At 64.6% G+C, this 22,885-nt stretch carries 23 protein-coding genes and 1 riboswitch; of the genes, 13 read left to right on the top strand and 10 right to left on the bottom strand.

Features of this window, described 5'->3' with window-relative positions; genetic code table 11:
• Positions 1-40: 40 nt before the first annotated feature.
• The 4 genes from AC4D2O_RS14625 to AC4D2O_RS14610 all read right to left on the bottom strand — a co-directional run bounded on the left by AC4D2O_RS14625 (position 41) and on the right by AC4D2O_RS14610 (position 4,050).
• A complete protein-coding gene (locus tag AC4D2O_RS14625; protein WP_490908064.1) occupies positions 41-1,162 on the bottom strand; it encodes an aldose 1-epimerase family protein in 1,122 nt (373 codons plus the stop codon).
• Positions 1,163-1,172: 10 nt separating this feature from the next.
• Entirely contained in the window at positions 1,173-1,898 is a 726-nt protein-coding gene (locus AC4D2O_RS14620) for an SDR family NAD(P)-dependent oxidoreductase (protein WP_490908156.1), read from the bottom strand.
• Between the two features lie 38 nt (positions 1,899-1,936).
• Positions 1,937-2,851, bottom strand: a complete 915-nt coding sequence (locus tag AC4D2O_RS14615; protein ID WP_490908063.1) for a sugar phosphate isomerase/epimerase family protein — start codon at positions 2,849-2,851, stop codon at positions 1,937-1,939.
• 92 nt (positions 2,852-2,943) lie between these two features.
• On the bottom strand, positions 2,944-4,050 hold the full coding sequence (locus tag AC4D2O_RS14610) for a Gfo/Idh/MocA family protein (protein WP_490908062.1): 1,107 nt from the start codon (positions 4,048-4,050) through the stop codon (positions 2,944-2,946).
• 222 nt (positions 4,051-4,272) lie between these two features.
• Between AC4D2O_RS14610 and AC4D2O_RS14605 the strand changes: the two genes are divergently transcribed.
• From AC4D2O_RS14605 to AC4D2O_RS14575, 7 genes are all read left to right on the top strand, one after another.
• Positions 4,273-5,355, top strand: a complete 1,083-nt coding sequence (locus tag AC4D2O_RS14605) for an ABC transporter substrate-binding protein (RefSeq protein WP_490908061.1) — start codon at positions 4,273-4,275, stop codon at positions 5,353-5,355.
• 10 nt (positions 5,356-5,365) lie between these two features.
• Complete coding sequence (locus AC4D2O_RS14600) at positions 5,366-6,940, top strand: sugar ABC transporter ATP-binding protein (RefSeq protein WP_490908060.1); 1,575 nt, start codon at positions 5,366-5,368, stop codon at positions 6,938-6,940.
• Positions 6,937-7,935: an ABC transporter permease gene (locus AC4D2O_RS14595; protein WP_490908059.1), complete on the top strand. Its 999-nt coding sequence runs from the start codon at positions 6,937-6,939 to the stop codon at positions 7,933-7,935. The genes AC4D2O_RS14600 and AC4D2O_RS14595 overlap by 4 nt, the downstream gene beginning before the upstream one ends.
• Positions 7,932-8,951 (top strand): ABC transporter permease, encoded by a 1,020-nt coding sequence (locus AC4D2O_RS14590; RefSeq protein WP_490908058.1) that lies wholly within the window; start codon positions 7,932-7,934, stop codon positions 8,949-8,951. Before AC4D2O_RS14595 ends, AC4D2O_RS14590 begins: the two co-directional genes overlap by 4 nt.
• A 69-nt stretch (positions 8,952-9,020) precedes the next feature.
• Positions 9,021-9,131, top strand: a riboswitch (SAM riboswitch).
• Between the two features lie 194 nt (positions 9,132-9,325).
• Positions 9,326-9,958: a GrpB family protein gene (locus AC4D2O_RS14585; RefSeq protein ID WP_490908057.1), complete on the top strand. Its 633-nt coding sequence runs from the start codon at positions 9,326-9,328 to the stop codon at positions 9,956-9,958.
• Between the two features lie 455 nt (positions 9,959-10,413).
• Positions 10,414-11,355 carry an ABC transporter ATP-binding protein gene (locus tag AC4D2O_RS14580; RefSeq protein WP_490908056.1) on the top strand — a complete coding sequence of 314 codons (942 nt, stop codon included), beginning with the start codon at positions 10,414-10,416 and terminating at the stop codon, positions 11,353-11,355.
• Positions 11,355-12,974, top strand: a complete 1,620-nt coding sequence (locus AC4D2O_RS14575; protein WP_490908055.1) for an ABC transporter permease — start codon at positions 11,355-11,357, stop codon at positions 12,972-12,974. The genes AC4D2O_RS14580 and AC4D2O_RS14575 overlap by 1 nt, the downstream gene beginning before the upstream one ends.
• Positions 12,975-13,210: 236 nt before the next feature.
• Here AC4D2O_RS14575 and AC4D2O_RS14570 read toward each other — a convergent pair whose 3' ends face one another.
• Positions 13,211-13,486, bottom strand: a complete 276-nt coding sequence (locus AC4D2O_RS14570; RefSeq protein WP_334210065.1) for a hypothetical protein — start codon at positions 13,484-13,486, stop codon at positions 13,211-13,213.
• Positions 13,487-14,008: 522 nt separating this feature from the next.
• Between AC4D2O_RS14570 and AC4D2O_RS14565 the strand changes: the two genes are divergently transcribed.
• On the top strand, positions 14,009-14,347 hold the full coding sequence (locus AC4D2O_RS14565; protein WP_490908054.1) for a hypothetical protein: 339 nt from the start codon (positions 14,009-14,011) through the stop codon (positions 14,345-14,347).
• Positions 14,337-15,089: a GAF and ANTAR domain-containing protein gene (locus AC4D2O_RS14560; RefSeq protein ID WP_490908053.1), complete on the top strand. Its 753-nt coding sequence runs from the start codon at positions 14,337-14,339 to the stop codon at positions 15,087-15,089. Before AC4D2O_RS14565 ends, AC4D2O_RS14560 begins: the two co-directional genes overlap by 11 nt.
• 69 nt (positions 15,090-15,158) lie before the next feature.
• Here AC4D2O_RS14560 and AC4D2O_RS14555 read toward each other — a convergent pair whose 3' ends face one another.
• Positions 15,159-15,911, bottom strand: coding sequence for a GAF domain-containing protein (locus tag AC4D2O_RS14555; RefSeq protein WP_490908052.1), 753 nt, complete (start codon positions 15,909-15,911; stop codon positions 15,159-15,161).
• A gap of 395 nt (positions 15,912-16,306) precedes the next feature.
• Positions 16,307-16,726 (bottom strand): MarR family winged helix-turn-helix transcriptional regulator, encoded by a 420-nt coding sequence (locus tag AC4D2O_RS14550; protein WP_490908051.1) that lies wholly within the window; start codon positions 16,724-16,726, stop codon positions 16,307-16,309.
• 314 nt (positions 16,727-17,040) lie between these two features.
• Between AC4D2O_RS14550 and AC4D2O_RS14545 the strand changes: the two genes are divergently transcribed.
• From AC4D2O_RS14545 to AC4D2O_RS14535, 3 genes are all read left to right on the top strand, one after another.
• A complete protein-coding gene (locus tag AC4D2O_RS14545) occupies positions 17,041-17,844 on the top strand; it encodes a GAF domain-containing protein (RefSeq protein WP_490908050.1) in 804 nt (267 codons plus the stop codon).
• Between the two features lie 250 nt (positions 17,845-18,094).
• Positions 18,095-18,454, top strand: coding sequence for a cupin domain-containing protein (locus AC4D2O_RS14540; RefSeq protein ID WP_490908049.1), 360 nt, complete (start codon positions 18,095-18,097; stop codon positions 18,452-18,454).
• Between the two features lie 250 nt (positions 18,455-18,704).
• Positions 18,705-19,547, top strand: coding sequence for a universal stress protein (locus AC4D2O_RS14535; RefSeq protein ID WP_490908048.1), 843 nt, complete (start codon positions 18,705-18,707; stop codon positions 19,545-19,547).
• A 226-nt stretch (positions 19,548-19,773) separates the two neighbouring features.
• Here AC4D2O_RS14535 and AC4D2O_RS14530 read toward each other — a convergent pair whose 3' ends face one another.
• From AC4D2O_RS14530 to AC4D2O_RS14520, 3 genes are all read right to left on the bottom strand, one after another.
• Complete coding sequence (locus AC4D2O_RS14530) at positions 19,774-20,751, bottom strand: class I SAM-dependent methyltransferase (protein ID WP_490908047.1); 978 nt, start codon at positions 20,749-20,751, stop codon at positions 19,774-19,776.
• A gap of 244 nt (positions 20,752-20,995) precedes the next feature.
• The gene (locus tag AC4D2O_RS14525) at positions 20,996-21,565 is read right to left on the bottom strand and encodes a hypothetical protein (protein ID WP_490908046.1); all 570 of its coding nucleotides are present in this window, start codon (positions 21,563-21,565) and stop codon (positions 20,996-20,998) included.
• The gene (locus AC4D2O_RS14520) at positions 21,565-22,215 is read right to left on the bottom strand and encodes a recombinase family protein (RefSeq protein WP_490908045.1); all 651 of its coding nucleotides are present in this window, start codon (positions 22,213-22,215) and stop codon (positions 21,565-21,567) included. Before AC4D2O_RS14520 ends, AC4D2O_RS14525 begins: the two co-directional genes overlap by 1 nt.
• Positions 22,216-22,462: 247 nt before the next feature.
• On the opposite strand from AC4D2O_RS14520, the gene AC4D2O_RS14515 reads away from it, so the two are divergent.
• Positions 22,463-22,876 carry an ASCH domain-containing protein gene (locus tag AC4D2O_RS14515; protein WP_490908044.1) on the top strand — a complete coding sequence of 138 codons (414 nt, stop codon included), beginning with the start codon at positions 22,463-22,465 and terminating at the stop codon, positions 22,874-22,876.
• The last annotated feature ends 9 nt before the right edge of the window (positions 22,877-22,885 follow it).

Below are 22,885 nucleotides of genomic sequence, written 5' to 3'. Positions count from 1 at the left end.
ATTGCAGGGGTGGGTTGGGTGGACCGCCGCGGATCCTGTACTACTCGGGCTGGTCACCGGCTGCCCTGATCGTGCTCCGTGCAGCGTCGACGGCGCCCGCGCCGTCGAGGATCCGGATGGTGGTGCGGTACTCGCGCGACTGTCCGTGATCAAGCCAGATCATCGAGCCGTCGGCGCGGGCTCCTGCGTCGCCGGTCACGTGATGCGTGGAGGGCTCGAGGCCTATCGCGTATTGACCGCTCCGCAGGTTCTGCCATTCGAAGAAGCGCGGCATACCTGCTGCATCCCAGGACACCTCGACGCCGAATTCGCTGTCCGCGGAGAGGAGCGCCACCCGGTGGCGGCCTTCTTCATCCGCCAGCAAGTCATGCTCGAAAACCTGTTCGACGAAGCTTTTCTGCGGCCGCGGCAGCTTGCGATAGGACACGCCCTGGAGCGCGGCCGAGTCCGACGCCCACAGCGTGGAGCCGATGGCCGCGACGAACTCGGTGCCCTCGTCGACCAGCGGCCAGCCGAAGTTGAGGTGGTAGAGGAACATGTGCGGCGTCCGTTCGAAGCCGAGATTGTCCACGACATCATGCAGCCGGATCTCGCGCCCGTCGAAGTCCAGTTCGATGGTCCGCGTGAGCCGCAGGTGTTCGCCGAACGAGGTGGCCTGCACGATTTCCCCCACGACCCTCAGGACCGAACACCCGTCGTCATCTACGATCTCTCGCGCCTCGAGCAACCGGGCAGGAATCGCGGTGAGGCGGCCGTGCAGGCCGTGGGTCACCTTCCGCTTGGGCGGGTAGCCGTAACCCGTCGCGTCCACCTCGCCTCCGAAGAGGGTGTGGTCCAGGCCTCCGCTCACGAGCAGTCCGTCGAGTGCACGGAGCCAGGAGAGTCCTCCCTCGTCGTTGTGCTCGTGGAGGCCCGGGTGGCGGAAGCCGTTCCCCGAGCGCCAGCCAACTGGCAATCCCCGGTATCGTGCAGACCCGAGGTCGAAGGCTCGGTCCACCAGCACCTCGACCTCCAGGCCCGCCGCAGTGCGTAGGTCGATGGCCCGCACCCCCCGTTCGAGGCCGTTGTCGAGAACCACCTGGCGGATGCCCGCCACTGCCGAGAGGTCACCGGTACGCTGCGCGAGCTCCGCTCGCGTCAGGTTCGTGCCGAAGATATTCATACCGAGATCCTCATTCCATGATCCATCCGCCGTCGACATTGATGGTCTGCCCTGTCACGAAGGACGAGTCGGGGCCGACCAGGAAGGAGATCACCGCGGCGAGTTCGGCATCGGTGCCACGGCGCTTGAGCGACTGGTGCGCGAGGACGTGCGCACTGTAGTGCGCGGCGTCGCCCTGGATCTCCTCCGCCTTGGTGGGGAACGCGCCCGGCGAGACGGCGTTCACCCGGACACCGAACTCCCCGAGTTCCCGCGCCAGGGCCCGTGTCAACGAGACCGCAGCGCCTTTGGTCGACACATAGCTGGCAAGGTTCGACCAGCCACCGTGCCAGGTGATCGATCCGACGTTGACGATCGCGCCTTCACGGCGCTCCACCATCCCCCGCGCGGCCACCTGGGCTGCATAGAAGTAGGCGCGCTGGTTGACCGTGACGACGTCGTCGTACTCGGAAAGGGGGATGTCGATGAACGGCGTGCTGGGATAGATCGCGGCGTTGTTCACGAGGACCGCGACGGGCCCGAAGTCCTCGTTCGTAGATGTCAGGGCGACGTCGATGGCGTCGGCGTCCCGCAGGTCCACCTCGAGGATGCGGGTCGGGACGGACTGCGCTTCGAGCTGGCGCGCTGTCTCCTCCAACTCGGTACTCTTCCGTCCGAGCACGGCAACAGCGAGGCCGTCCGACCCCAACCGGAGAGACGTGGCACGTCCCAATGCCCCTCCGGCTCCTGTGACCACTGCGACGCGCTGATGCAGCGCTCGCCCCCCTGCCACTGTCAGATTCCGTATCTCTTGAGCGTCTCGACGATGAACTGCTTGGCGCGCGGCACATCCGACTCGTCCAGGTGCTCGATGATGAGCGGGACGTTCGGATTGCGCTCGGCAAGCCGCTGGAGGTAGAGGTCGTAGTTCAGGGACCCCAAGCCGGCTGCGGGCAGTTCGATGTCCCCGACCCCGCGGAAGGTGTGGGACGCCAGGGCGTTCTCGTCCCCGATGTCGGCGTGCTTTTCGCTCTTGTCGTCGCCCGCGCGCTTGACGTCCTTCGCGTGGGCGACCCGAACCCGGTCTCCCAAGGTGTCGAACACCTCGTTCAGAACGGCGTCCATCTGATCGATGTTGTTGCCGTCGAAATAGTTCGTCGGGTCCATGAGGAGTTCGAGACCGGGCGTGCGGATGTCGTTGAAAACGCGCACCGTCTCGCGGACGGAGCCGATGACGTTGTTGACATAGGTCTCCAGGAGGAACGTGGCACCGTGGTCGTAGGCCGTCTGTGCGAGCTCCGTAAGGACGCTCCGCACCTGCTCGTAGCCTTCTTCCGTGCGGTTGTGGGGGTGGTGGTCCCACTCGCTGTCGGGATTGAAGGTGCCCGATTCGCTGATGACGTAGGGGGTGCCGAAGGAGCGTGCGTTGCGCAGGATCTCTTTCAGGTACTCGACGTTCGCCTTCCGGTGGTCGGGGTCCGGGTGCACGATGTTCGTATAGCCGGAGATAGCGCAGATCGGGAGGTCATTGTTGCGGAAGGTGTCGCTCACCCTCTTCGCCTTCTCCTTGGTGATCTGTCCTGCTGACAGATCCAGGTCCTTGAAGTGCAGGTCGAGTTGCACGGTGTTGAATCCGAGGTCGCGAATGGTCTTCGCGGTGGTCTCGAGTTCGTAAGGGAAGTACCCGCTGAAGATACCGACTTGGATCATGGCGTCATTGCTCCTTGTGATCGAAATGGGACTGCAAATGGAACCGGGATTGAACGGGCAGCGGAGCACGCGAAAGCGCGCCCTCCGGAGGATCAGAGATCGAACTCGCTGAGAAGAACTGGCCGGTGTTCGGTAATGGACCGGTAGCCGGCCTCGACCAGGGCCATCGTCCTGACGTTGTCCGCCACGGAGAGCACAGGCGGAGTGGCCGTCTCGACCGCGTATTGCAGCTGCTCCATGACCCCGATGAATGCATGAGGGAACCAGTGGGTGTCCCACGTGGGGGTGACCCAGGTGCCGCCGGTGGTCAGCGCGGATGCGTAGGTGAGCGTGGAGGGCGTGCCGGTCGGCCAGCCGATGGTGCCCTGGGCGACACCGCGGGTTCCCTCCACACGCCACTTGATGTAGGTGTCGGAATCGAAGCCCTCTTCGCGGGGCCCGCTCCAGACGTCTTCCATCGTCACAGCGAGCACATTGTTCGGGAAGCGCAGGGTCGACACCACGATGCCGTCCTCATGGTCGAAGGCCGTACGGGGATCCTCGCGGGCGACGCTCATGATCTCCGTGGGTTCCCCGAAGAGGAATCGCAGTGCATCGAGGTGGTGCACACTCATGTTCGCCAGGGTCAGGCGGTCGTAACCCTCGAGGAACCCCTGCCAGTGGGGGATGGCGCGCATCTCAATGGTGGCGATGACTGGGGTTCCCAGGTCGCCCCGGTCGAGGAGCTGGCGTAGCACCCGGATCGACTGGTCATAGCGCATGTTCTGGTTGACCGAGAGAATCTTCCCGGCGGCGGCAGCGTCGTCCCGGAGGGAGAGCGCCTCAGCAAGATCGAGGGCGAGTGGTTTCTGGGCGAGAACAGCCCGGATGTGCGGCGCTGCCAGGGCGCGTCGGATGAGAGCGGGCTGGAGGTCGGGCGGATAGGCGATATCCAGGATCTCGATCGACTCGTCATCGATGAGCTCCTCCGGAGTCGGATGCACTGTCGGGATGCCGTAGCGCTCGGCGACAGCCGCTGCTTTCGCCTCCGTGCGCGAGGCGATGGCGACAACAGGGAAGCCGGCCTGACGGTACGCCTCCAGATGCACGTCCGCCATGATCATCCCGGCGCCGATGCAGCCGATGCGGTACCTACGGCACCGGATGCCGACGTCGGGGAGCAATTCGGACTGCCCTGCCGCCATGGTTGTACTGCTCACGGGAACTCCAATCGCGTCGTTGCGAAAATGTGTCTCAGTGGTGCGTCCTGGCGAGATCTGATTTCCCTCACCCTACCAAAAATTTATGATAGCGCTACTGGTAGCGCTATCACTCGTACGGTAGTGTCCCCGATTACATCCGTCAATTGCAGTTCAGTCAGGTAGTTCAGCTGCCGACCGGAGGGGTTGGCACAGCGAACATCGGATTTCAAAGGAGAAATCATGAGTAGATTCCAGCGTGTTCCTTCGCTGCCCCAGGCAGTCGTGGCGAGCGCGGCAGTCTCCGTCCTCGTCCTCGCAGGGTGCGCGAGTGCTCCCGTGAACTCCAGCGAGGAGGCTCCGGCCGGCAGCGGCAGCGAGAAGTTTGTGATCGGCTTCGAACAGCCGCTCGGTGGGCAGGCCTGGCGGGAGATGGGGCTTGCTTCGCTCCAGGCCCTCGCCAATTCGCCCGAGTACAAGGACAAGGTCGAGCTCAAGATTGTGCGGACCAATGACAACGACGCCGCCCAGCAGAATGCGGCGATGCAGAACCTGATCGCCGACGGCGTGGACCTCATCCTGTTCGATCCGGCTTCGTCGAGCGGCGCGGACGCGGCCATCACTCAGGCCTCGACCCAGGGGATCCCGGTGATCGCCAACGGCGGTCCCTACGACAGCGAGGATGTATACGTCGTCTCGACCGACTGGGCGACCGCCGGAACCACCGGTGCCGAGTGGCTGCTGGACAACCTCGGGGACAACAAGAACATCGCAGTACTCGAGGGTCTTGCCGGCGTCCCCCTCAACGAGGGTTCGATGCCCGGTGTCATCGAGACCCTGGAGAAGGGGGGCGCCACGATCGTCGCCCAGGACACCAACGGTTGGAACGAGGCTACTGCGCAGGAGGCGATGTCGAACATCCTGCGCTCCAACCCCGACGTCGGCGGCGTCTACTCGTTCCTCACCGGGGGCCAGGGTGCGCCCGAGGCCTTCGCCTCGGCTGGTCTGCCGTTCGTCCCTGTGGTCGGCGGCTCCGGGTACAACGGGGAGGCCTGTGCCCTGGTGAAGTACGAAGCCGACGGCCTGACCGGGAACATGGTCTTCGGCCAGCCGGCAATCTATGCAAAAGGCCTCGAGCAGGCCGTGAAGTTGCTGGAAGGCGAGGAGATCGACAAGGAGCAGTACTTCCCGCCGCTGGAGATCACGAACGAGAACGCCAAGGACTACTGCCTCGATGACAAGCCGAGCAACTTCCAGCTCGGCTACAACTTCCCGGGCCTCAACCTGCCGCTCGAGGATGTCATGACGTATTACTCGGGATCCTAGGAGATTCGCCGTGACTGATGCACGAATCGGCGTCGCGGCTTCGGCGGCAGCGCCCACCCCTGCCGCCGCGCCGGAGGGCAGGCCTCCGGCGTTGGACGCACTCCTCGTTGCCACCGACCTGGTCAAGACCTACGGTCCCGTGCACGCGGTGCAGGGCGTGAGCTTCCAGTGCAACCCCGGCGAGGTGCTGGCGCTCGTCGGTGAGAACGGTGCCGGGAAGAGCACTGTGGCGAAGATGCTGGCCGGTGCGGTCACACCCACCTCGGGCAGCATAGTCGTCGGTGGCCGGCCCCTTGCTTCCGGCAGCGTCAAGCAGTCGAGGCTGTCCGGAGTGCGCTGCGCCTTCCAGGAACTCGCCCTCGTCCCGGACTGGACCGTGGCCGAAAACCTGGGCCTTCCCGACGGTGCCCCGTACCGGGGATTCTCCCAGAGAAAGTCGATTGTCGCGGCCGCTGAACTGCTCAGTGCATTCGATCTCCCCCACATAGATCCGCAGGCGACCGTCGGAACGCTGTCGCTGGCCGATCGCCAACTCGTCGAGATCGCCCGAGCCCTTGCCGGCCGCCCGAGACTACTGATTCTGGACGAGGCGTCCTCCGCCCTGACACCTCCCGGGGTGGCCTGGCTCTTCCAGCGCATCCGGGACCTCACCTCCGAAGGTGGCAGCGTCATCTACGTCTCCCACCGCCTGGGCGAAATCGCCGAGATCGCCGACCGTGGAGCGGTCCTCCGCGACGGGAGGGTCGCCGGCGAATTCGTCCGGGGCGGCTGGACCGACGACCAGCTCGTCTCGCTCATGGCAGGGCGCGACGCCGCTCGATTCTTCCCGGCCCCGCCGGCACGCACGACCGATGCTGTCGCACTGGAAGTGACCAACCTGAGGTCCGATGGGGTGCATGGCATCGATCTGGTTCTCGGAGCGGGCGAGATCCTCGGGGTAGGCGGCCTGCAGGGCCACGGACAGGCGGAACTGCTGCGATCCCTCTTCGGGGCTGCCCCTGCAACGGCGGACACCTGGATCATCGCCGGACGACCTGTCTCGGGGACCACACCCGTGCGGTCGGTCCGGCGCGGGATCGGGTACGTGCCGGAGGACAGGAAGCGGGAGGGTCTGGCGCTGGAGATGAATGTCGGGGAGAACCTCCTTGTTCCCTGGTTCAAGGCCTACCAGCTTGGCGGCAGGCCGCGACTCACACGGGAGCGGAGGTGGATCGACGGTGTTCTGGGCGCACTGTCCGTTCGCACCCGCGGCCCCCAGGAGCTTGCGGGGAATCTATCAGGCGGCAACCAGCAGAAGCTCGTCTTCGGGAGGTGGATGGACAGGGCCCGCACCGTCGTCCTCCTGCATGACCCGACCCGAGGCATCGATGTGCGCGCCAAGCAGGAACTGTACGCAGCGATCGTCGATCTGGCGGAGCAGGGTGTGGGCATCCTGTGGTTCTCGACAGAAGTGGAGGAACTCGTGCACGTCTGCCATCGCGTCGCCGTGCTGTATCGGGGCGCTGTCATCGACGAGTTGGTTGGCGAACGGCTCACCAGCGACGCCGTCGTCGGCGCTTCCATGGGACTGAGGGCGGCCGTATGAGCGTCTCCTCGCCTCCCGCCGTCCGGTTGCGGCGCACCGGGATGACCCGGCTGCGCCGTGAGGGTGGCATCGCGCCGATCTGCGCGTTCGTCGTGTTTCTCCTCGTCTATGTCATCATCAACCCGGAACTCCTCACCCGGTTCCAGTTGCAGACCGCGGCCAACCTCGTGGTGCCTCTGGCCCTGGTCGCCCTCGGGCAGCTCCTCGTCGTCCTTGTCGGCGGGATAGATATCTCGATCGGTGCCATCATGAGCCTCTGCAACGTCGTGTTCGCGACACAGCTCGAGAGCGTCCCGCCGCCCGTCGCGCTCCTCCTCGCGCTCGGAGTCGGACTTACCTGCGGACTGTTCAACGGCTTCCTGGTGGCCTACGGCGGATTACCCGCCATTGCCGTGACGTTGGCAAGCGCATTCATCTTCGGCTCCCTCGCCCGTGAGGTGCTCGACCGGCCCGGCGGTGGGGTCACCAAGGAGATCTACCTCGCCACGAGCGGCGAACTGCTGCCCTATCTCCCGATCTCACTGGTCTGGCTGGCGGTCGTGGCTGCGCTCCTGTGGCTCCTCCTGCAGCGCACCGCGCTCGGGCGGCACATCTACGGGGTCGGATCGAGCATGGAGAGCGTGCGGGCCGCCGGCATCGACGCGCGGCTCACGAAGCTGCTCGCCTTCGGGTTGGCAGGAATGGTCACGTCCGCCGGCGCCATGATGCTCGCCGCATCCACGGTCACGGGTGATCCCAGGAGTGGAGACGCCTACCTCCTGAGCTCGATAGCCGCTGTCGCGCTCGCCGGCGCCGCCTTCACGGGCGGCCGGGGAAGCATCATCGGCACGGTCCTCGCAGCCTGCACGCTCGGCTTAATCGGGAACCTCCTCTTCTTCGCCGGTATCAACTCCTACTGGCAGTACGTCATCAGCGCGCTCATCATCTTCACAGTGGTCGGACTCCCGGTGGTCTGGGCCAGAACGACCTCCGCCCTGAAGGGAATCCGATCATGACCGTCAGGGACTCACCCGTCACGCACTCCCCGACCCCGAAGATGACCGGCAGGCCACCAGGATCCGGATCGGTCCGTCGAGTCGCGGCCGCCGTTCCCCGCAGCGTCTGGCCCCTCATCGCCTTCCTTGTGCTGTTCGGGATCGGAGGTCTCATCCGTCCGAACCTCGTCACGATAGATTCGCTGATCGGCACGGCGACCTTCGCGATCATCCTCGCGATCGCTTCCTTCGGTCAGACGGTCGCGGTCATCCAGGCCGGCATCGATCTGTCGGTCCCGAACACGCTCGCCTTCTCCGCCCTGGCGTTCCTCGGTCTCGCGGGCCCGCTGGGTCCGATGGGCGCGTTTCTGGCCGCGCTCTTCACCGGGGCCGTGATCGGCTTCCTCAACGGCTTGGTCATCTCGAAACTCGGGCTCACTCCGATCGTGACGACGATAGCCATGAACGGACTGCTGTTCGGAGTCATACTCCTGGTGTTCAATTTCTCGGAGCTCACCGCCATCCCCGAGTTCGTCATCCAAATCACCTCGGCAAAGATCTCGGTGTTCGGCGTCGAGATGGCCTCGGTGCTGCTGCTGGGACTGATTCTCATGGGAGTGCTGCAGATTGTGCTGAGCTTCACGGGATGGGGGCGGTCGCTGTTCGTCGTCGGTTCCGCGGCCGAGGCCGCGCGGCTCGGGGGTCTCCCTGTGGACCGTATCCGGATCGGTGGCTACATCGTGAGCGGCGTCCTGGCAGCTTTCGCCGGCATCGTGATCGTGGGCTACTACCAGCAGGCGTCGGCGACGATGGGAGCGAGCTATCTGCTGTCCTCGGTCGCGGCAGTGGTCATCGGGGGCGCCTCGATCTTCGGAGGACGGGGATCGGTCGTCGGCACCGTCGGAGGGGCACTCGTGCTCGCTCAGGTCTCGACGCTCGTAACCGTCCTGAACCTCGGGGCGAACATTCAGCAGCTCATCTACGGAGTCATCATCCTCCTCGTCGTCTCCCTCTACGGGCGGAGTGCTTCTACCTGAGGCGCTTCGCGACGCGAGATGACAGGTGCCTCTGGACCCGCCGTCGAACCCGACCCGGCCTCGGAGCAGAATCAAGGGTTCCAACGCAGAACTCTGGTTTGTTGGACGGCACCCCGCGCTGTAGTGGGTGCCCAAGGTGAGCATTCGGCCCGGCACGGAACGTGCGGGCAAGGACGGCGCTTCCTCGTCCGGGGACTGGAAGGCGTTCGCCGGGTCGATCTCGAAGGGGTCCTGGCGGAGGAAGACGGAAGGAGCGACGGCGGCCAGCACGAGGAAGGCCAGCAGTGCCGCGGGGATCCAGACGCGGATCGGGGTGCCCCGGACGAGGCCGGAGGCGCGCAATCGCGCGGTGGACGGCGCGGAAGCGTGGAAGCGTGGAACACTCTGAAGTCGTGACAACACATCCGCTGTGGAGGCCGTTTCGTGATGACGCCAACTACCGCCGTCAGACCGCCCGCACCGCGTATCGCCAAACACCGCCCGGTCCCCCGGAAGCACACCGGATAGCGTGGGCGACCCAGTTCGCCCTCATGCATCAACTCATCAGCAAGACGATTCCCGACCAGGTAATGCAGATCCGTCATATCGGCTCGACGGCCGTACCGGGCCTCCTCGCCAAGCCCGTGATCGATATCGATCTCACGGTCCCCCACGTTGCCGACGAAGCCGCGTTCGTCCCCCTGCTCGAATCAGTAGGCTTCCGACTCATCTTTCGGGACGACGTGGCCGGTGACACGCACCGACAGCTCACCTTCGGTGACCCCAACACGAATCTGCACATCTGGGAACCGAACGCCATCGAGCCTCGTCGCCACGAGATGTTCGTCGCGTGGCTCCGGTCCGATGTACAGGATCGACAGCGCTACGCCGAAGCAAAACAAGCGGCCACGGAAGGTGACGGGAACCGTCGGTACAACGACCTGAAAGCTGCGGTGGTCTACGACATCTACGAACGGATCTTCCTCGCCGACACAGCGCATGTTCATAACCCTCGGCCCCGCCGCTGACGGCGCACTGCCTTAAGAGGGCGCCGTGAACGGCTTCCGGGAGCGATCCTGCCGCCTGGGCGGCTCCCAAGATCACACTCAGTTAAGGCAAGGGACCCTGTCCAGTTAGCAAGCTCAAAGCAGGGTAGGTCCTGTGCAGTCGCTCGGACCGGTCCTCCATAGCGCTGAGCTGTTCCCAGAACTCGTTCCCCGAGAGCGTTCTCCCGTACTCCGTGGCGCAAGTATCGCACCCGTATCAAGGTACGCAACGGGTCCTGAGTGGATGTTGTACGCGCACGGCCCGAGCCAAGGACAAGGCTGCTTTCTGACATCAGCTACTTCCACCGCTTCCGGGCCGCTTGTAAAATGTGGGTTGGAGAGCCGGGAAGCCTGGTCGGCCCGCAAACGGAAACGCCTGCGGCATGCCATGGCAACCGTCGCGGCGTGTTGGCCGCGACCAAGGAACGGATCCTGTCATGCAGTCAGATTCATCTCCCGTCATCAACACCTCACGCCTCGCCAAGAGCTTTGGACGGACGGCCGCGCTTGCCGGCCTGGACCTGTCCGTCCTGCCGGGCGAAGTCCACGGATTCCTGGGGCCCAACGGGGCCGGAAAAACCACCACCCTTCGCATCCTCTTGGGACTTATCCGCCCCACGTCGGGAACCGCCCGACTGTTCGGCATCGATCCCTGGGCCGAACCGGTGCGGTCACACCGGGATGTGGCCTATGTTCCCGGGGACGTGACGCTCTGGCCCAACCTGACCGGCGGCGAGGTCATCGACCTGCTCGCCGGACTGCGCGGCGGTGCGGATGAGAACCTACGCCGCCAGCTCATCGACGAGTTCGACTTCGATCCGCGGAAGAAGGCGCGGACCTACTCCAAGGGCAACCGGCAGAAGGCAGCCCTGATCGCAGCCTTCTGCCGCCCCACCAGGCTCTACCTGCTGGACGAACCAAGCTCGGGCCTCGACCCGGTCATGGACGCCGTATTCCGTCGCCATGTCCGCCGGGTCACAGCAGACGGGGCGACAGTGCTGCTCTCCAGCCACATCCTGGCCGAAGTGGAACAGCTCTGCGACAGGGTGACCATCATCCGCTCCGGAGTGGCAGTGGAATCGGGGACCTTGGCCGAACTCCGGCACCTCACCCGCACGCGCTTCCGTGTCACGTCGGCGGCGACACCTGAGATGCTGTCCACATGGCGGGGAATCCATGAGCTCCGCGTTGACGGGACAACCATACAGTTCGACGCCGACACAGCCGACCTTGGCTACGTGCTGGATGCTTTGGCTACAGCAGGTGTCACGGGCATCACGGCCACACCCCCTTCCCTGGAAGAGCTCTTCATGCGCCATTACGGCGTGCAGGATGCCGGGCAGTCCAGCCACAGGAGCCAGAACGGTCAGGTGCTGTGATGAGCGCTGTGCTCCGGCTGGCCCTGCTCCAGGCCCGCAGGGACCGCGGGACCCTGGCCGCCTGGATCCTAGGCATCGCCGGTCTGGGCTACGCGGCCGCTACCGCTGTCACCACACAGTTCGGCGAGGACGGCGAGCGCGCCGCCCTGATTTCCGTGGCTGCCGTCAGTCCGGCCTTCCTCTTCCTCCGGGGGCTACCCGACGGCATCAGTTCCGGAGCGGTCACCTTCTTCCAGGGGTACTCGTTCACCGCTGTGCTGGCCGGGCTGATGAGCTCATTCCTGGTGGTCCGGCACACCCGTGCCGATGAGGACCAGGGCCGATCCGAGCTGGTCGGTTCCACCCGGGTAACCCGGGTGACGTCCCTGTACGCAACCCTGCTCCTCGGCACCTGCGCCGCCGTGGTCCTTGCCCTGGCCGTTACCGTCGGTTTCATCGGCGCCGGCCTACCGGCACGGGGATCACTCCTGGCGGGATCAGCTGTTGGCGCCGTGGGTCTGTTCTTCATGGCGGCCGCCGCCCTGGTAGCACAGGTCATGCCCTCCGCCCGGAGCGCCAACGCTACGTCCGCGGCGCTAGTGGGCGGCGCCTACCTGATCCGCGGTACCGGTGACGCCCTTGGCACAGCCGACCCATCGCTGCTGCACGTTACCGCAGCCTGGCCCGCACTGTTCTCACCCATCGGCTGGGGCCAGCGCACCCGGCCCTTCACAGAGACGGACCCGCTGCCGCTGGTCATAATCGGCGCCGTTGCCTTGATCCTGGCAGGGATTGCCGTGGCGCTGCGCAACAGCAGGGACCTGGGCACCAGCTACATCACTGCGGATCAGTCAGGCGCCGAACGGGCCGGCACCGGCCTGGCGTCGATGCTGGGCCTGGCCTGGCGGCTGCAACGTGGAAGTCTGGCCAACTGGTCCTTCGCCACCGCTGCGCTTGGGGCCGTGGCCGGCGGTCTGGGCCCGGTGGTTCGCGACGCACTGGAAGGAAACCCGTCCCTGACCGACCTGATGAGCCGCGTCGTCCCCGGTGACGCGGGCCTGGTTGACCTGTTCACCACAGCCATGCTGGGCATCGCCGGGATCATGGCCGCTGCCGCCGGTATCGAAGCGGTCCTGCGGCTTCGAACGGAAGAGGCAGAAGGCCGGGCCGAACTTCTCCTGTCCGTACCGGCGTCGCGATTGCGCTGGATCGGCAGCACCCTCGCCGTCGCAGCACTCACGACGACCACCGTAGCCGCTGCCGCCGGATTCTCTGCCTCGGTTGTCCTCGCCCTGGGACAAGCAGAGGGAAGCAGCCCCGGCACAGTCCTGGCCGCAGCACTCGCCCACATCCCTGCGGCGCTCATCTTCCCTGCCCTGACCCTGCTTGCGTTCGCCGTCGTACCCCGGTGGAGCAGCGCTGCCGGCTGGGGCTCCTTGGCAGCTGCGCTGGTCCTCGCACAGTTCGGAGAACTTCTCGGCCTGCCCTTGTGGGTCCAGGATCTGAGCCCGTTCCGACACTCTTCAGCCATGCCCGTTGAAGCCTTCCATCTGGAAGGCGCCCTGCTGATGGTAGCCGTGGCCGGCATCATGGCGGCTGTAGCCACCCGCCTCATCCGGGAACGGGACGTGTCGGTTTGAGGCCCGCACCGGCAGAGGCACCAGCTGCCGTCGTCATTGCGAGCACGGATAAGCCTTCATTGCAGCGCGTGGTCCAACGCCGGGACAGCGGGATACGCATGCGTTCGTCATAGCTGCCTGTGCTCGCTGGGGGTGCATGTAGGAAACAGTGAAAGGGGCGGGCACCGTGAGCCGCCCCTTTCACCGTCGAATCGGCGGGATCCGTTCGCTTCTTGGATCTTGCGGATGCTCTTGGGTCAGTGGTGCCCGGCTTCTGTTGTGCCGAACATCAGGGTCCGGCGTTGGACGTCGTAGTAGACGGTCTCCGCTGAGGAGAGCAGGTCCTGGAGGTTGTCGGCATCGTCGGCGTCGATGGTCAGGACTTCTTCCCATGCTCCCTGGTCGAGGACCAGTTGCAGGGTCCAGGATCCGGGCTGGCCCGGATCACCGGCTACCCAGCTGAATTGGTAGTGGCTGAGCTGGCGGACTTTGATGCTGTCGTCGGTAACGGGCTGATTCAGGTTTTGTGCCATGGTGACGGGTTCCTCCTTGCACGACCCACCAGAGGGCGGGTGCTGTGGGTGGTTCGGACAGATACCGGAAAAACCCCGTTCGTGCTGAGGAAGTGCATCGGGCTCGCCCGGATGCCCCCAACGTAGTGCCACAGTCAGCGCGGGTAAACACTCGGCCCCAGCATCCGGGCGCCTTGACGGAAGACACCGTGAAGCACCCGGCGGCCGCCGTTCGTGACCACGACCATCAATGACCTGTGGAATTCCGGTGTCGCAGTACCGTGCGAGCAGCTTACGGGAGGAGTTCCGCTACCGGCGGTCGTTTCTGGCGCACCGGCGAATCTCCCGGTTCGATCCGGGCCGGGCGGGCGGCACTGTTGGCCGTCCTACCCTTCTCCCGTGGCCGCCCGTGTTCAGCATTCAGCGATAGGACGAGCGATTGTTGGCCCCCGCGCTGGGTAGACTAGTCGTCGGTCATCGCGGCCGCAGGCCACCGGCCTGCGTGAGCCTTCTCTCCACTCCAGGATCTGAAATGAGTACCTGATGAACAGCAGAATCACCCCGTCCGAACCCTTCCCCGAGAACCTGGACGTCTTGGCGGACTCAGAAGTCGAGGTGCTCAACAGCAAGCTTCACCGGGAACTCGACCACGAGTACGTGCACGAGGACGGGCCCGCCCCGGAAACCGAGAGCCGGCTCGAAGAGGTCACGGAGGAACTGGATTTCCGCGACGTCGTGTCCGAGAGCCCGAAGGACGCGGGAACCGATCGGACTTCAGCCGATCTGGTGGACGCGAACGCGCCTGATCGTGCTCCGCGAACGAGGACCGGCGCACCGGCATCGGACTCGAGTGAGCCGGGTACCGAGCATCATGCCGGATGAGCAGGAGCTCAGGCGCGAGGTGAGGCAGGACACCGTGACGGCGATGCTGCAGGACATGGTGTTGGACAGTGCGGACGTTCAGGAGTTCCTTGACGGGCTTGTGAAGGTCGCTGCAAAAGCTTTCACCGGCGCCTACGGGGAGGTGTTCTGCGGGGTGACGTTGCTGCGCCCGCGGTCGATGATCACGGTTGCCAGCAGCAGTGCCGAAGCGCAACGGATGGACGAGATCCAGTACGGGTTCGATGACGGTCCTTGCCTGCGCGCCGCCCGTGAGGGTTACACCGTCCACATCCCCGATTTCCTCACGGAGACACGTTTCCCTGAGTACCGGGAAGCCATCGCGTCCTATGGGATTCGTTCCGCCCTGGGCATTCCCATCAGGCTCGATTCCGGTGGCAGCGCAGGCCTGGACTTCTACTCCACCCGGCCGAACACGTTCGACGAGAAGGGCATCTCTGTCGCGGAAGGGTTCGCCCGGGACACCTCGCGGTCGCTGCGTCTTGCCGTGCGCATCGCCCAGCTCGGTGACGAGGTACGGGACCGTCAGACGGCGATGGAATCCCGCACCGCCATCGACATGGCCGTCGGAGTGATCATGGCACAGAACCGGTGTGGGCAGGACGAAGCCATCGCGATCCTGCGCCGGGCATCGAGCGCCCGGAATGTGAAGCTCAAGGATCTGGCCGAAGGAATGCTGGCCTCTCTCGGTCAAACCGGCCCGATTCGCACCCACTTCACCTAGGCATCCCCTGCCCCTGCCCGCTGTCTCCTGCCCGCGTGGGCCGACACCGTAGTCGACTGGATCTACGCGTCAGGCGTTGATCTCGTCCTCGACGAGGCGGGCCAGATTTCGAAGGAATCGTTCGTCGTGACCTGAGAAGTCGCGAGGCTTCTGGTCGATGACGCACAAGGTGCCGACGATCCACCCGCCGGGGCCTCGTAAAGGGTGGCCGGCATAGAAACGGATCAACGGCTCTCCCACGACCAGAGGGTTGGTTCTGAAGCGATCGTCCTCGAGTGCGTCCGTGACGATCAGCGGCCCGGCGCTACGGATCGTCGCGTGGCAGAACGCGATCTCCCGGGGCAGGTTCTGCTCAAGCGGTCCGATGACGGACTTCAGGAACATGCGCCGGTCATCGAGCAGCGCAATGACGGATGTGCCGACCCGGAAGTAGTCCGTCGCCTGCTGCGTATACCGGTCGAACCGGCCCTCGGGAGCGGAATCGAGCAGATGCGTCCTATCCAGCGCGGCCAGGCGCTCCGTTTCCTGCTCCCCTGCACTGAACAAGAACGCACCGGCAGCACCGAGCGCTCTGCGTGAGCCCTCGACCGAAGCGTCAGCGTCATCCTCGGCGTCGAAGGGCACCCGCAACTGCACCGCCCTCGACTCGAGCAGCTCGTTCGTGGCCTCCGCGAGGAGATTCCGTTCAAGTGGTGAGGGCACCAGAAGACCGGCAAGATACGACTGGACCTCGAACAGCGAGATGGAACCGCCCAGGCCGTAGTACCGCACCCACAAATCCTCGACGCTCACATGCGCCTCGGAAAGCGCGAACGTCGTCATCCTGACCTGCACTAGCACATCCACAGCGACCTCCGCGGCCATCATCACCCAGCACCCGCACCGCCACTGGCATCAATCACCCGAGACCCTCGATCATCAGCGCACTTAGTAGTTCAGGCTACAGTCTCCTCCCCGATTAGGACGAGTGCCGGCGGAAAGACCGGCCGCCCGAGGTACATCCGACGCGTGGAAGTAGCGACTCCCCGGTACACCTGCCGGCACACCTGCCGCCCCGCCGCACGGGCATCACCTTGCGCGGATCTACGGGACGGGACGAGCCAAAGGACGAGGAGACGGAAGCGACCACCTCGACCTGGCTGGCAAACATTGCGACGGTGAACGCGTGACCGGGTATCTGTTGCTTCCGCCGGTAGCGCCCCGGTCGCAGGTCTTTCTCAGGCTGGGGCGGGTCCAAGGCGATTGATGATGGCGATCAGCTGGTCACGGAAAACCTGGTCGGACAGTCCTGCTGATTCCGCTGCAGTCACACGCATCTGATCAATGTTCTGCACTACCGTCTGGCCGCGGGCTGTGATGCGGGTACGTATCGAGCGTGCATCCAATGTGTCGCGGGCCCTGGATACCAGCCCTTTGAGCTCGAGCTTTTCCAGGACTCGTCCCATTGTCTGGCCCTGAACGTGCATCAGGGCGGCAAGGCGGATCTGGCTGATCGGGCCACTCTCGGACAGCGCCTTCAGCGTGGTTGCACCGGCATGGGTGACGTTCTGGTCCGTCAAGCGCTGGTTCTGGTCCTGATCGTTCAATCGGGCGGCCGTACTCAACAAGCGACTGGTCGTCCAGTGTGCTGTATTCACGTACACCTACTCTCTTTCCTGACTCACCGTACGCTCTGCCCTCAAATAGCACCCGCGTACCGCGACAACTCACACGTCGTATTTATCCACCTGACCGCGTCCGGGTCGTCCCTAGCGCCCGCGGAACAGGGCGGGCAGGAACGGATAGTTGATCTCCCAACTGTGCCTGGCGGCGTCGGGATCCGTTAGGTATCCGCGCGTAGTCTGGGCAGTGTCTCGAGGTAATAGTGGTGTACGTCTTCTGGGTGCCACGTCCCGGGTTTTCCGAGCGTTGCTGTCCAATGAACGCCGATCTCCCGACGAGGAGAATCATCATGAACGACATCTCCCGCTCGGTCGGAGCCTCCGCAGACCGTCCCGAAGGGTCGGCTGGGAAGCAACGCCGCGATCCTGCCCCTGCTCCGTCGGCGCGTACAGCCACTTTCCTGCAGAACCTGGTCCTGGACAGCGGCGATGTCGATCAGTTCCTCAACAACCTGGCACAGGTCGCTGCCCAGCATCTGTCCCGCCTTGACCACGAGGTTCTGTGCGGGGTGATGCTCCTGCGCCCCCGGCATGCAAAAACCCTGGCCAGCAGCCGTCCATACGCCGCTGAACTGGACAGCATCCAGTACTCGTTCGGTGACGGACCCTGCCTGGAAGCTGCACGGACCGGCGCCCTCGTCCATGTCCGCGACATCCGAACCGATGAACGCTGGCCACAGTACTTCAAGGCCATCACTTATCTCGGGATACGATCCATCCTCGCAGTCCCGATCGCACTGGACGGCGAGGCCGGTTGCACGATGAACCTTTACTCCACCTCCGTTGACGGATTCACACCCGAAGCCGTCAAAACCGCGCAGACCTTCGCCCGTGACACCGCACAATCGCTGCGCCTGGCTGTGCGCATCGCCCAGTTGTCAGACAAGGCCGAGAATCTCAACGCAGCACTGCGGTCGCGGACCACCATCGACCTCGCGGCGGGAATCGTGATGGGGCAGAACCGGTGCAGCCAATCAACAGCTATCGAGATCATGAAAACCGCTGCCAGCCATCGGGAGATGAAACTCCGCCACCTCGCCGCCACCATCGTGTCCAGCATCAGCGCGGAAACCCCCGCCACCCACTTCGACTGACACCCCCGCGTGCCACCCCCGGCCCATCCCGCGTTGCCCCCCTTGGGGGTCATCCACGTGTGGGTGGTCGGACCGCCTCGCGCGAACCCGTCCCGCCGTGTTCTCGTCTTCGGCACAGCACGCAAGGCTGTTGGGATACGGATCCGAAACTGGAAGTGCAGGTGGAGCAGTGGCTATGCGTCGATGAGCGTACCCGTAGTGTTGCGCCTATCAGCGGCATCCAAGAACACAACGAAGTGCAGGAGGCATCATGCCCAATGTCGAGACCGCTGCGGCGAAGGCCTTACAGGAGGCCCTAATCACCGAAAAGGGTCGGTCCGCCGCGATTCTCATCCATGACGGGCCACTGCGTCAGACCATCCTCGGGCTCAAGGCGGGTCAGGTTCTCGCCGAGTACAACTCACCACCTGCTGCGAGCATGCACCTTCTCCGGGGACGGGTGCGTGTCACCGGTCAAGACCAGTCCGAAATAGGCACCGGAGAGATCGTCGCTGTGACTCACGTGCGTCACGGGGTGGAGGCATTGGAGGATTCCGTGTTCCTGCTGACAACGGTCACCAGCCAGGCCGGCGACAGCCACGGCGGCGACCCCACCGGGAAACATTCCTGATATGAGGGACCACTGGTTGGTGCCCGGACGATCAAGAGGTCCGTCCTTGCGTCATCTCACCGTGCGGTCTCTGCGCGATCAGTGTGGGGTCGTCCTTACGCTGCGCCGCCCCTCCGCACCACCCGCCTCAGCACCCGCCGCACCGTGCATCGAAGAGACAGGACGCACACTAGGGGTACCTGGCTGTTATCGGACGCGGCACGTCAAATCTCACTAAGGCACTGCAGCAACCCGACATAGGAGTATCAACATGAACACCTTCAGCACCTCACTCAAACCGGTCCTCGTCGGATACGACGGCTCTGACGGATCCCAGCGGGCGGTGCGCTGGGCCGCCCGGCATGCCTCAGCAACCGGAGTCCCCCTGCTCGTCGCCCATTGCTCGGTATGGCCGCTCTTCACCAACAACCTCGGCCCGGTGGAGGGCATCAAGGGCAGCGGCCTGCAGCGCGAAGCCGAAAAGACACTTGCTGAAGGCGTGGAGCATGCCGTTCAGGTTGCACCGCAGATCGAGGTCACACAGCGCCTCGTCACCGGATTCCCGGCCGAGGTACTGACCAAGCTCTCAGCAGAGGCATCGTTGCTCGTCACGGGAACCCGCGGCCTGGGCGGTTTCGCAGGATTGCTCGTGGGGTCCGTCAGCCTGCACCTGGCAGCCAGTGCATCCTGCCCCATCATGGTCGTGCGCGAAGACCAGCCCGCCCAGGGCAATGTTCTGGTCGCCGTGGACGGATCACCCGAAAGCGACCGCGCAGTGCTTCGAGCCGCGGACCTGGCGGACACCCTGAACCAGTCCCTCAGCCTTCTCCATGTACTCCCCTACCGCCGTAACTTGGCGGACGTCGCCGCCGACGCAGAGCGGGACCCCATCATCCAGCAATCCTTGAACCTGCTGCCGACCGACACCACGCTCACCATCGCCGAGGAAGCCACGACGGCAACCTCGACACCGGGAGCGATCGTGGAACGAGCCCGCACCGCGTCCTGCGTCGTGCTCGGAGCGAAGGGCCGCAACACTCTCGGAGCCAGACTCGGATCAACAGTCCACGCCGTCCTGCACCACGCCAAGGGCAACGTCCTCATTGTGCGCTGACCCGCGTGGCCCGTCCGTCATCGAGTCATCGCGCTGACTCGTGACGGACCTGCGGAACGTCGACCTGCAATTGAGCGCCTGTCGACAGCTAACGACCTGCAGCAAAACACCCACCGATACTTCCCGTTCCCGCACCCCTGCACTCATCAAAGGCTCTTCTTGCTCTCCATGAGAACAATCGACATGAGACACATTGAGGAGACGAAGCAGAGCCAGCAACTCCGGGTCAAACGCCCACTGCTCGCCTTAGTGCTGGCGCGCACCACGTGTCGGCGTCGACGGCTGTGAGGGCGATGTCCTGCAGCTGGTCGTGCAGCTGCTCCGGTACGGCGGACAAATCCTCGTTGCGCACGGTGAGCGTCGCTGACCCGTACATGCCATTGCCCACCACGGGCTCACCCAGCACCCGCTGCGGATCCTCAACAAAGTAGGCATTCATCCGGGCCACATCCTGGCCCGGATCGAGCACAACATCCTGCGCGGCGTCCTGGTTGTCACCTACGGACAGGACGCGCGACTCCAGCCACTGCGGGCTGAGCGGTTCCTCTCCCGGGAGTCGTTTGCGGAAGATCAGGACGTCGGTGAGGGCGTCGGTGCCGGCGGCGCGACGGTGCGCACCGGTCGGTAGGCGGACTGCGCCGAGCAGGTCGGCTGTCTCGTGGATTTCACGGCGGGCTGCCGGGTTCTGGGCGTCCATCGTGAACGCAGACGAGATGACGCCGACGACGCCACCGGGTCGGGTGAGGTCGAGGGACTTGATGATGAAGTGGTTGTGCATCGAGTGGTTGCCCGCGTTGTGTCGCGGGTCGTGCAGCCTGGTCTTAGCGAACGGGACGTTGCCGACGGCAGCGTCGAAATGGCCAGTCGGCAGGCGCGTGTCAGCGAAGGACTCAGCGCGGATATCAGCGTCAGGGTAGAGGGCCTGGGAGATACCCGCGGTGATCGGGTCCAGCTCCACACCGGTCATGGTCACGGTCTCAGGCGCGAGGCCGATGAAGGTGCCCGCACCTGATCCCGGTTCGAGCACCCGGCCACCGGTGAAGCCCAAGGTGCCCAGCGTCTGCCACAGTTGCGTGGCCAGGGCGGGGTCGGTGTAGTGGGCGTTGATGATGGTTCGATTCGCGGCCCGGTACTCGCTCTCGCTCAGCAGCTCGCGCAGTTCGGCGCGGTCAGCTTCGTACTCGGTCCGGGTCTCATCGAACACCTCAGCCACACCTGTGGCACCCCAACTCCCCCACCGGGCCAGCACGGAACGCTCCTGTGCGGTGGCCGCACGATCCTGGTCCTGCAGCTCCCGCAGGACACGCAGGGCAGCAACGTTGGCCTGGAAGCGCGCCCGGGTACCGGACGGTGCAAGGTCCTCCTGACGTGCCGGTGGAATACTGGCCCCACCGTATCTAGCACCGACCGATCATCAGGAAGGATTCACGGACATAAGCCTCAGTCCTCTAATCACCACTGGTTTGACCCTTGTATCCGGTGCCGGCGAGTCCATCGGTGCGACGTCGCCGAACAGGTGGGCAATCCTTATAGGTGTAGGTGATATCGGTGACGTCCTCCCGCCTGACCCACACGCCGATGTCCCAGTAGGCGTCCGTCCTGTCGACCTTGATCACCCCTGGTTCCTCGCCACTGAGAGCGCGGGCGTAAAGGTCTTCGCCTACTTGGCCTGTAATCCAGACGTTCCCGTCACTATCGAAGTAGCCCACGTACATGCGCTTCCCGCGCCACATTCCGTAGATGGAGACCTTCACCTGTCCTTCTACGAGGTCCTCGGGGAGCACTTGCTTGCGGTAGTACCCCCATCCGGGTGGTTCGTTGCCGACCTCGTGCATCTCCCAACCCTCGCCTGGGTGCTGATGCCCGAACACCTCCAGATGCGTGAACGTAACTGGTCGCCAGTCCGTGACGGTGTGCAGGCTTCCTTCGAACACGACGTACCGACCTGAGCTGCGGGTGCCGTCAGCGTGCAGTGGCGGACTGAAGGGTACGTGGGCGCGGGGAAGGTTGGGGTTCATCAGTTCGCTTTCTCCTTGGCTTGTTCCTTGTATCCGGTGCCTGCGAGACCATCGGTACGCAGTGCGCGGATGATCGTAGAGCGGTGGACCTTGAACTTCTTAGCGATGGCTTCAACGGTGAGCTTTTCCTGCTCCCTGAGCCGTCGCGCTTCCACGACGTCGTGAGGTTGAAGGCGGGGCGGGCGGCCGCCCTTACCGGTGGCGACGGCGAGGCCGGCCTTGGTCCGTTCCCGGATCAGCTCGCGTTCCATCTCTGCGACGCTGGCGATGATGTTGAACATCAGCCGGCCCGAGGCCGTGGTGGTGTCGATCCCCTCACCGAGGGATCGGAACATGATGCCCCGCTCGTGGAGTGAGTTCAGGAGTTCCACGAGTCCGCGCACTGTCCGGCCGAGCCGGTCGAGCTTGGTCACCACGAGAGTGTTACCTGGCTGCAGTGCCCGCAGGCACTGCTCCAGCTTGGGTCGCGTCATCGTCGCGCCGGACTTCCCGTGGTCCGCGTAGACGTCATAGCAACCGGCGTCGACCAGCTGACGGGTCTGTGCCTCGAGGTTCTGGTCCATGGTGGACACGCGGGCGTATCCGATCAGGACACCATTAGGCACCAGCCGCGGCTCCTCGACGCCTTCGAGACGTTCCGGTCGTTCCATGTGTCCTCCCCCGGTCCGGAGGGTCGCAGAATCCGTTTCACCGTCGCATTATGACAGTACACGTTTCGCACTTGGTTAGAGAGCCAGAAATCGCGCAGGTTCGAGTTGTGACTTTTCCTCGACATGGCGGGCTTCTTGAAGCCTCATTGGCGGGGTAGCCGCGCCAACGCCGTCACCCGGTCGAAGCGTCTAAGGACCGCTACAGCGTGAGGTGAAGCCCGGTTGGGTGAAGTGCGAGAGTGGGAGCATGACTGAGCCATCGCTACCTCACGCCGAGTTCGCGTTTCCTGGGCCGCTCCGAGACTCGCTCGTCGCGTCCATCCTCTCGGGCACAAAGACCACAACGACATCGCTGCTTGTCGAGCACGCCGTCGAAGACGATCCGCTACCAGCAGTGGGAAGGAGACAGGCAGTGATTGACTCGACAGGACGGCCCGTCGCGATCATCGAAACAGTGCATGTCGACCAGGTGCGATTGGATCAGGTGCCCCTCATCCACGTCGTTGATGAGGGAGAGGGACATGTCACCATCGCTCAGTGGCGCGCAGCTCACGAGCGGTACTGGCAGAGCGAAGAGATGCGCTCTTACCTAACGGATCCTGCGTTTACGGTCCGCGATGAGACTGCAGTGATTCTCGAACGCTTCCAACTCGTCAACTAGAAACTGCGA

This window comes from Arthrobacter sp. TJ-238 (assembly GCF_058269215.1).
Note: the sequence above shows the minus strand (reverse complement) of the source record. Positions and strands in the feature narration are given on the sequence as shown.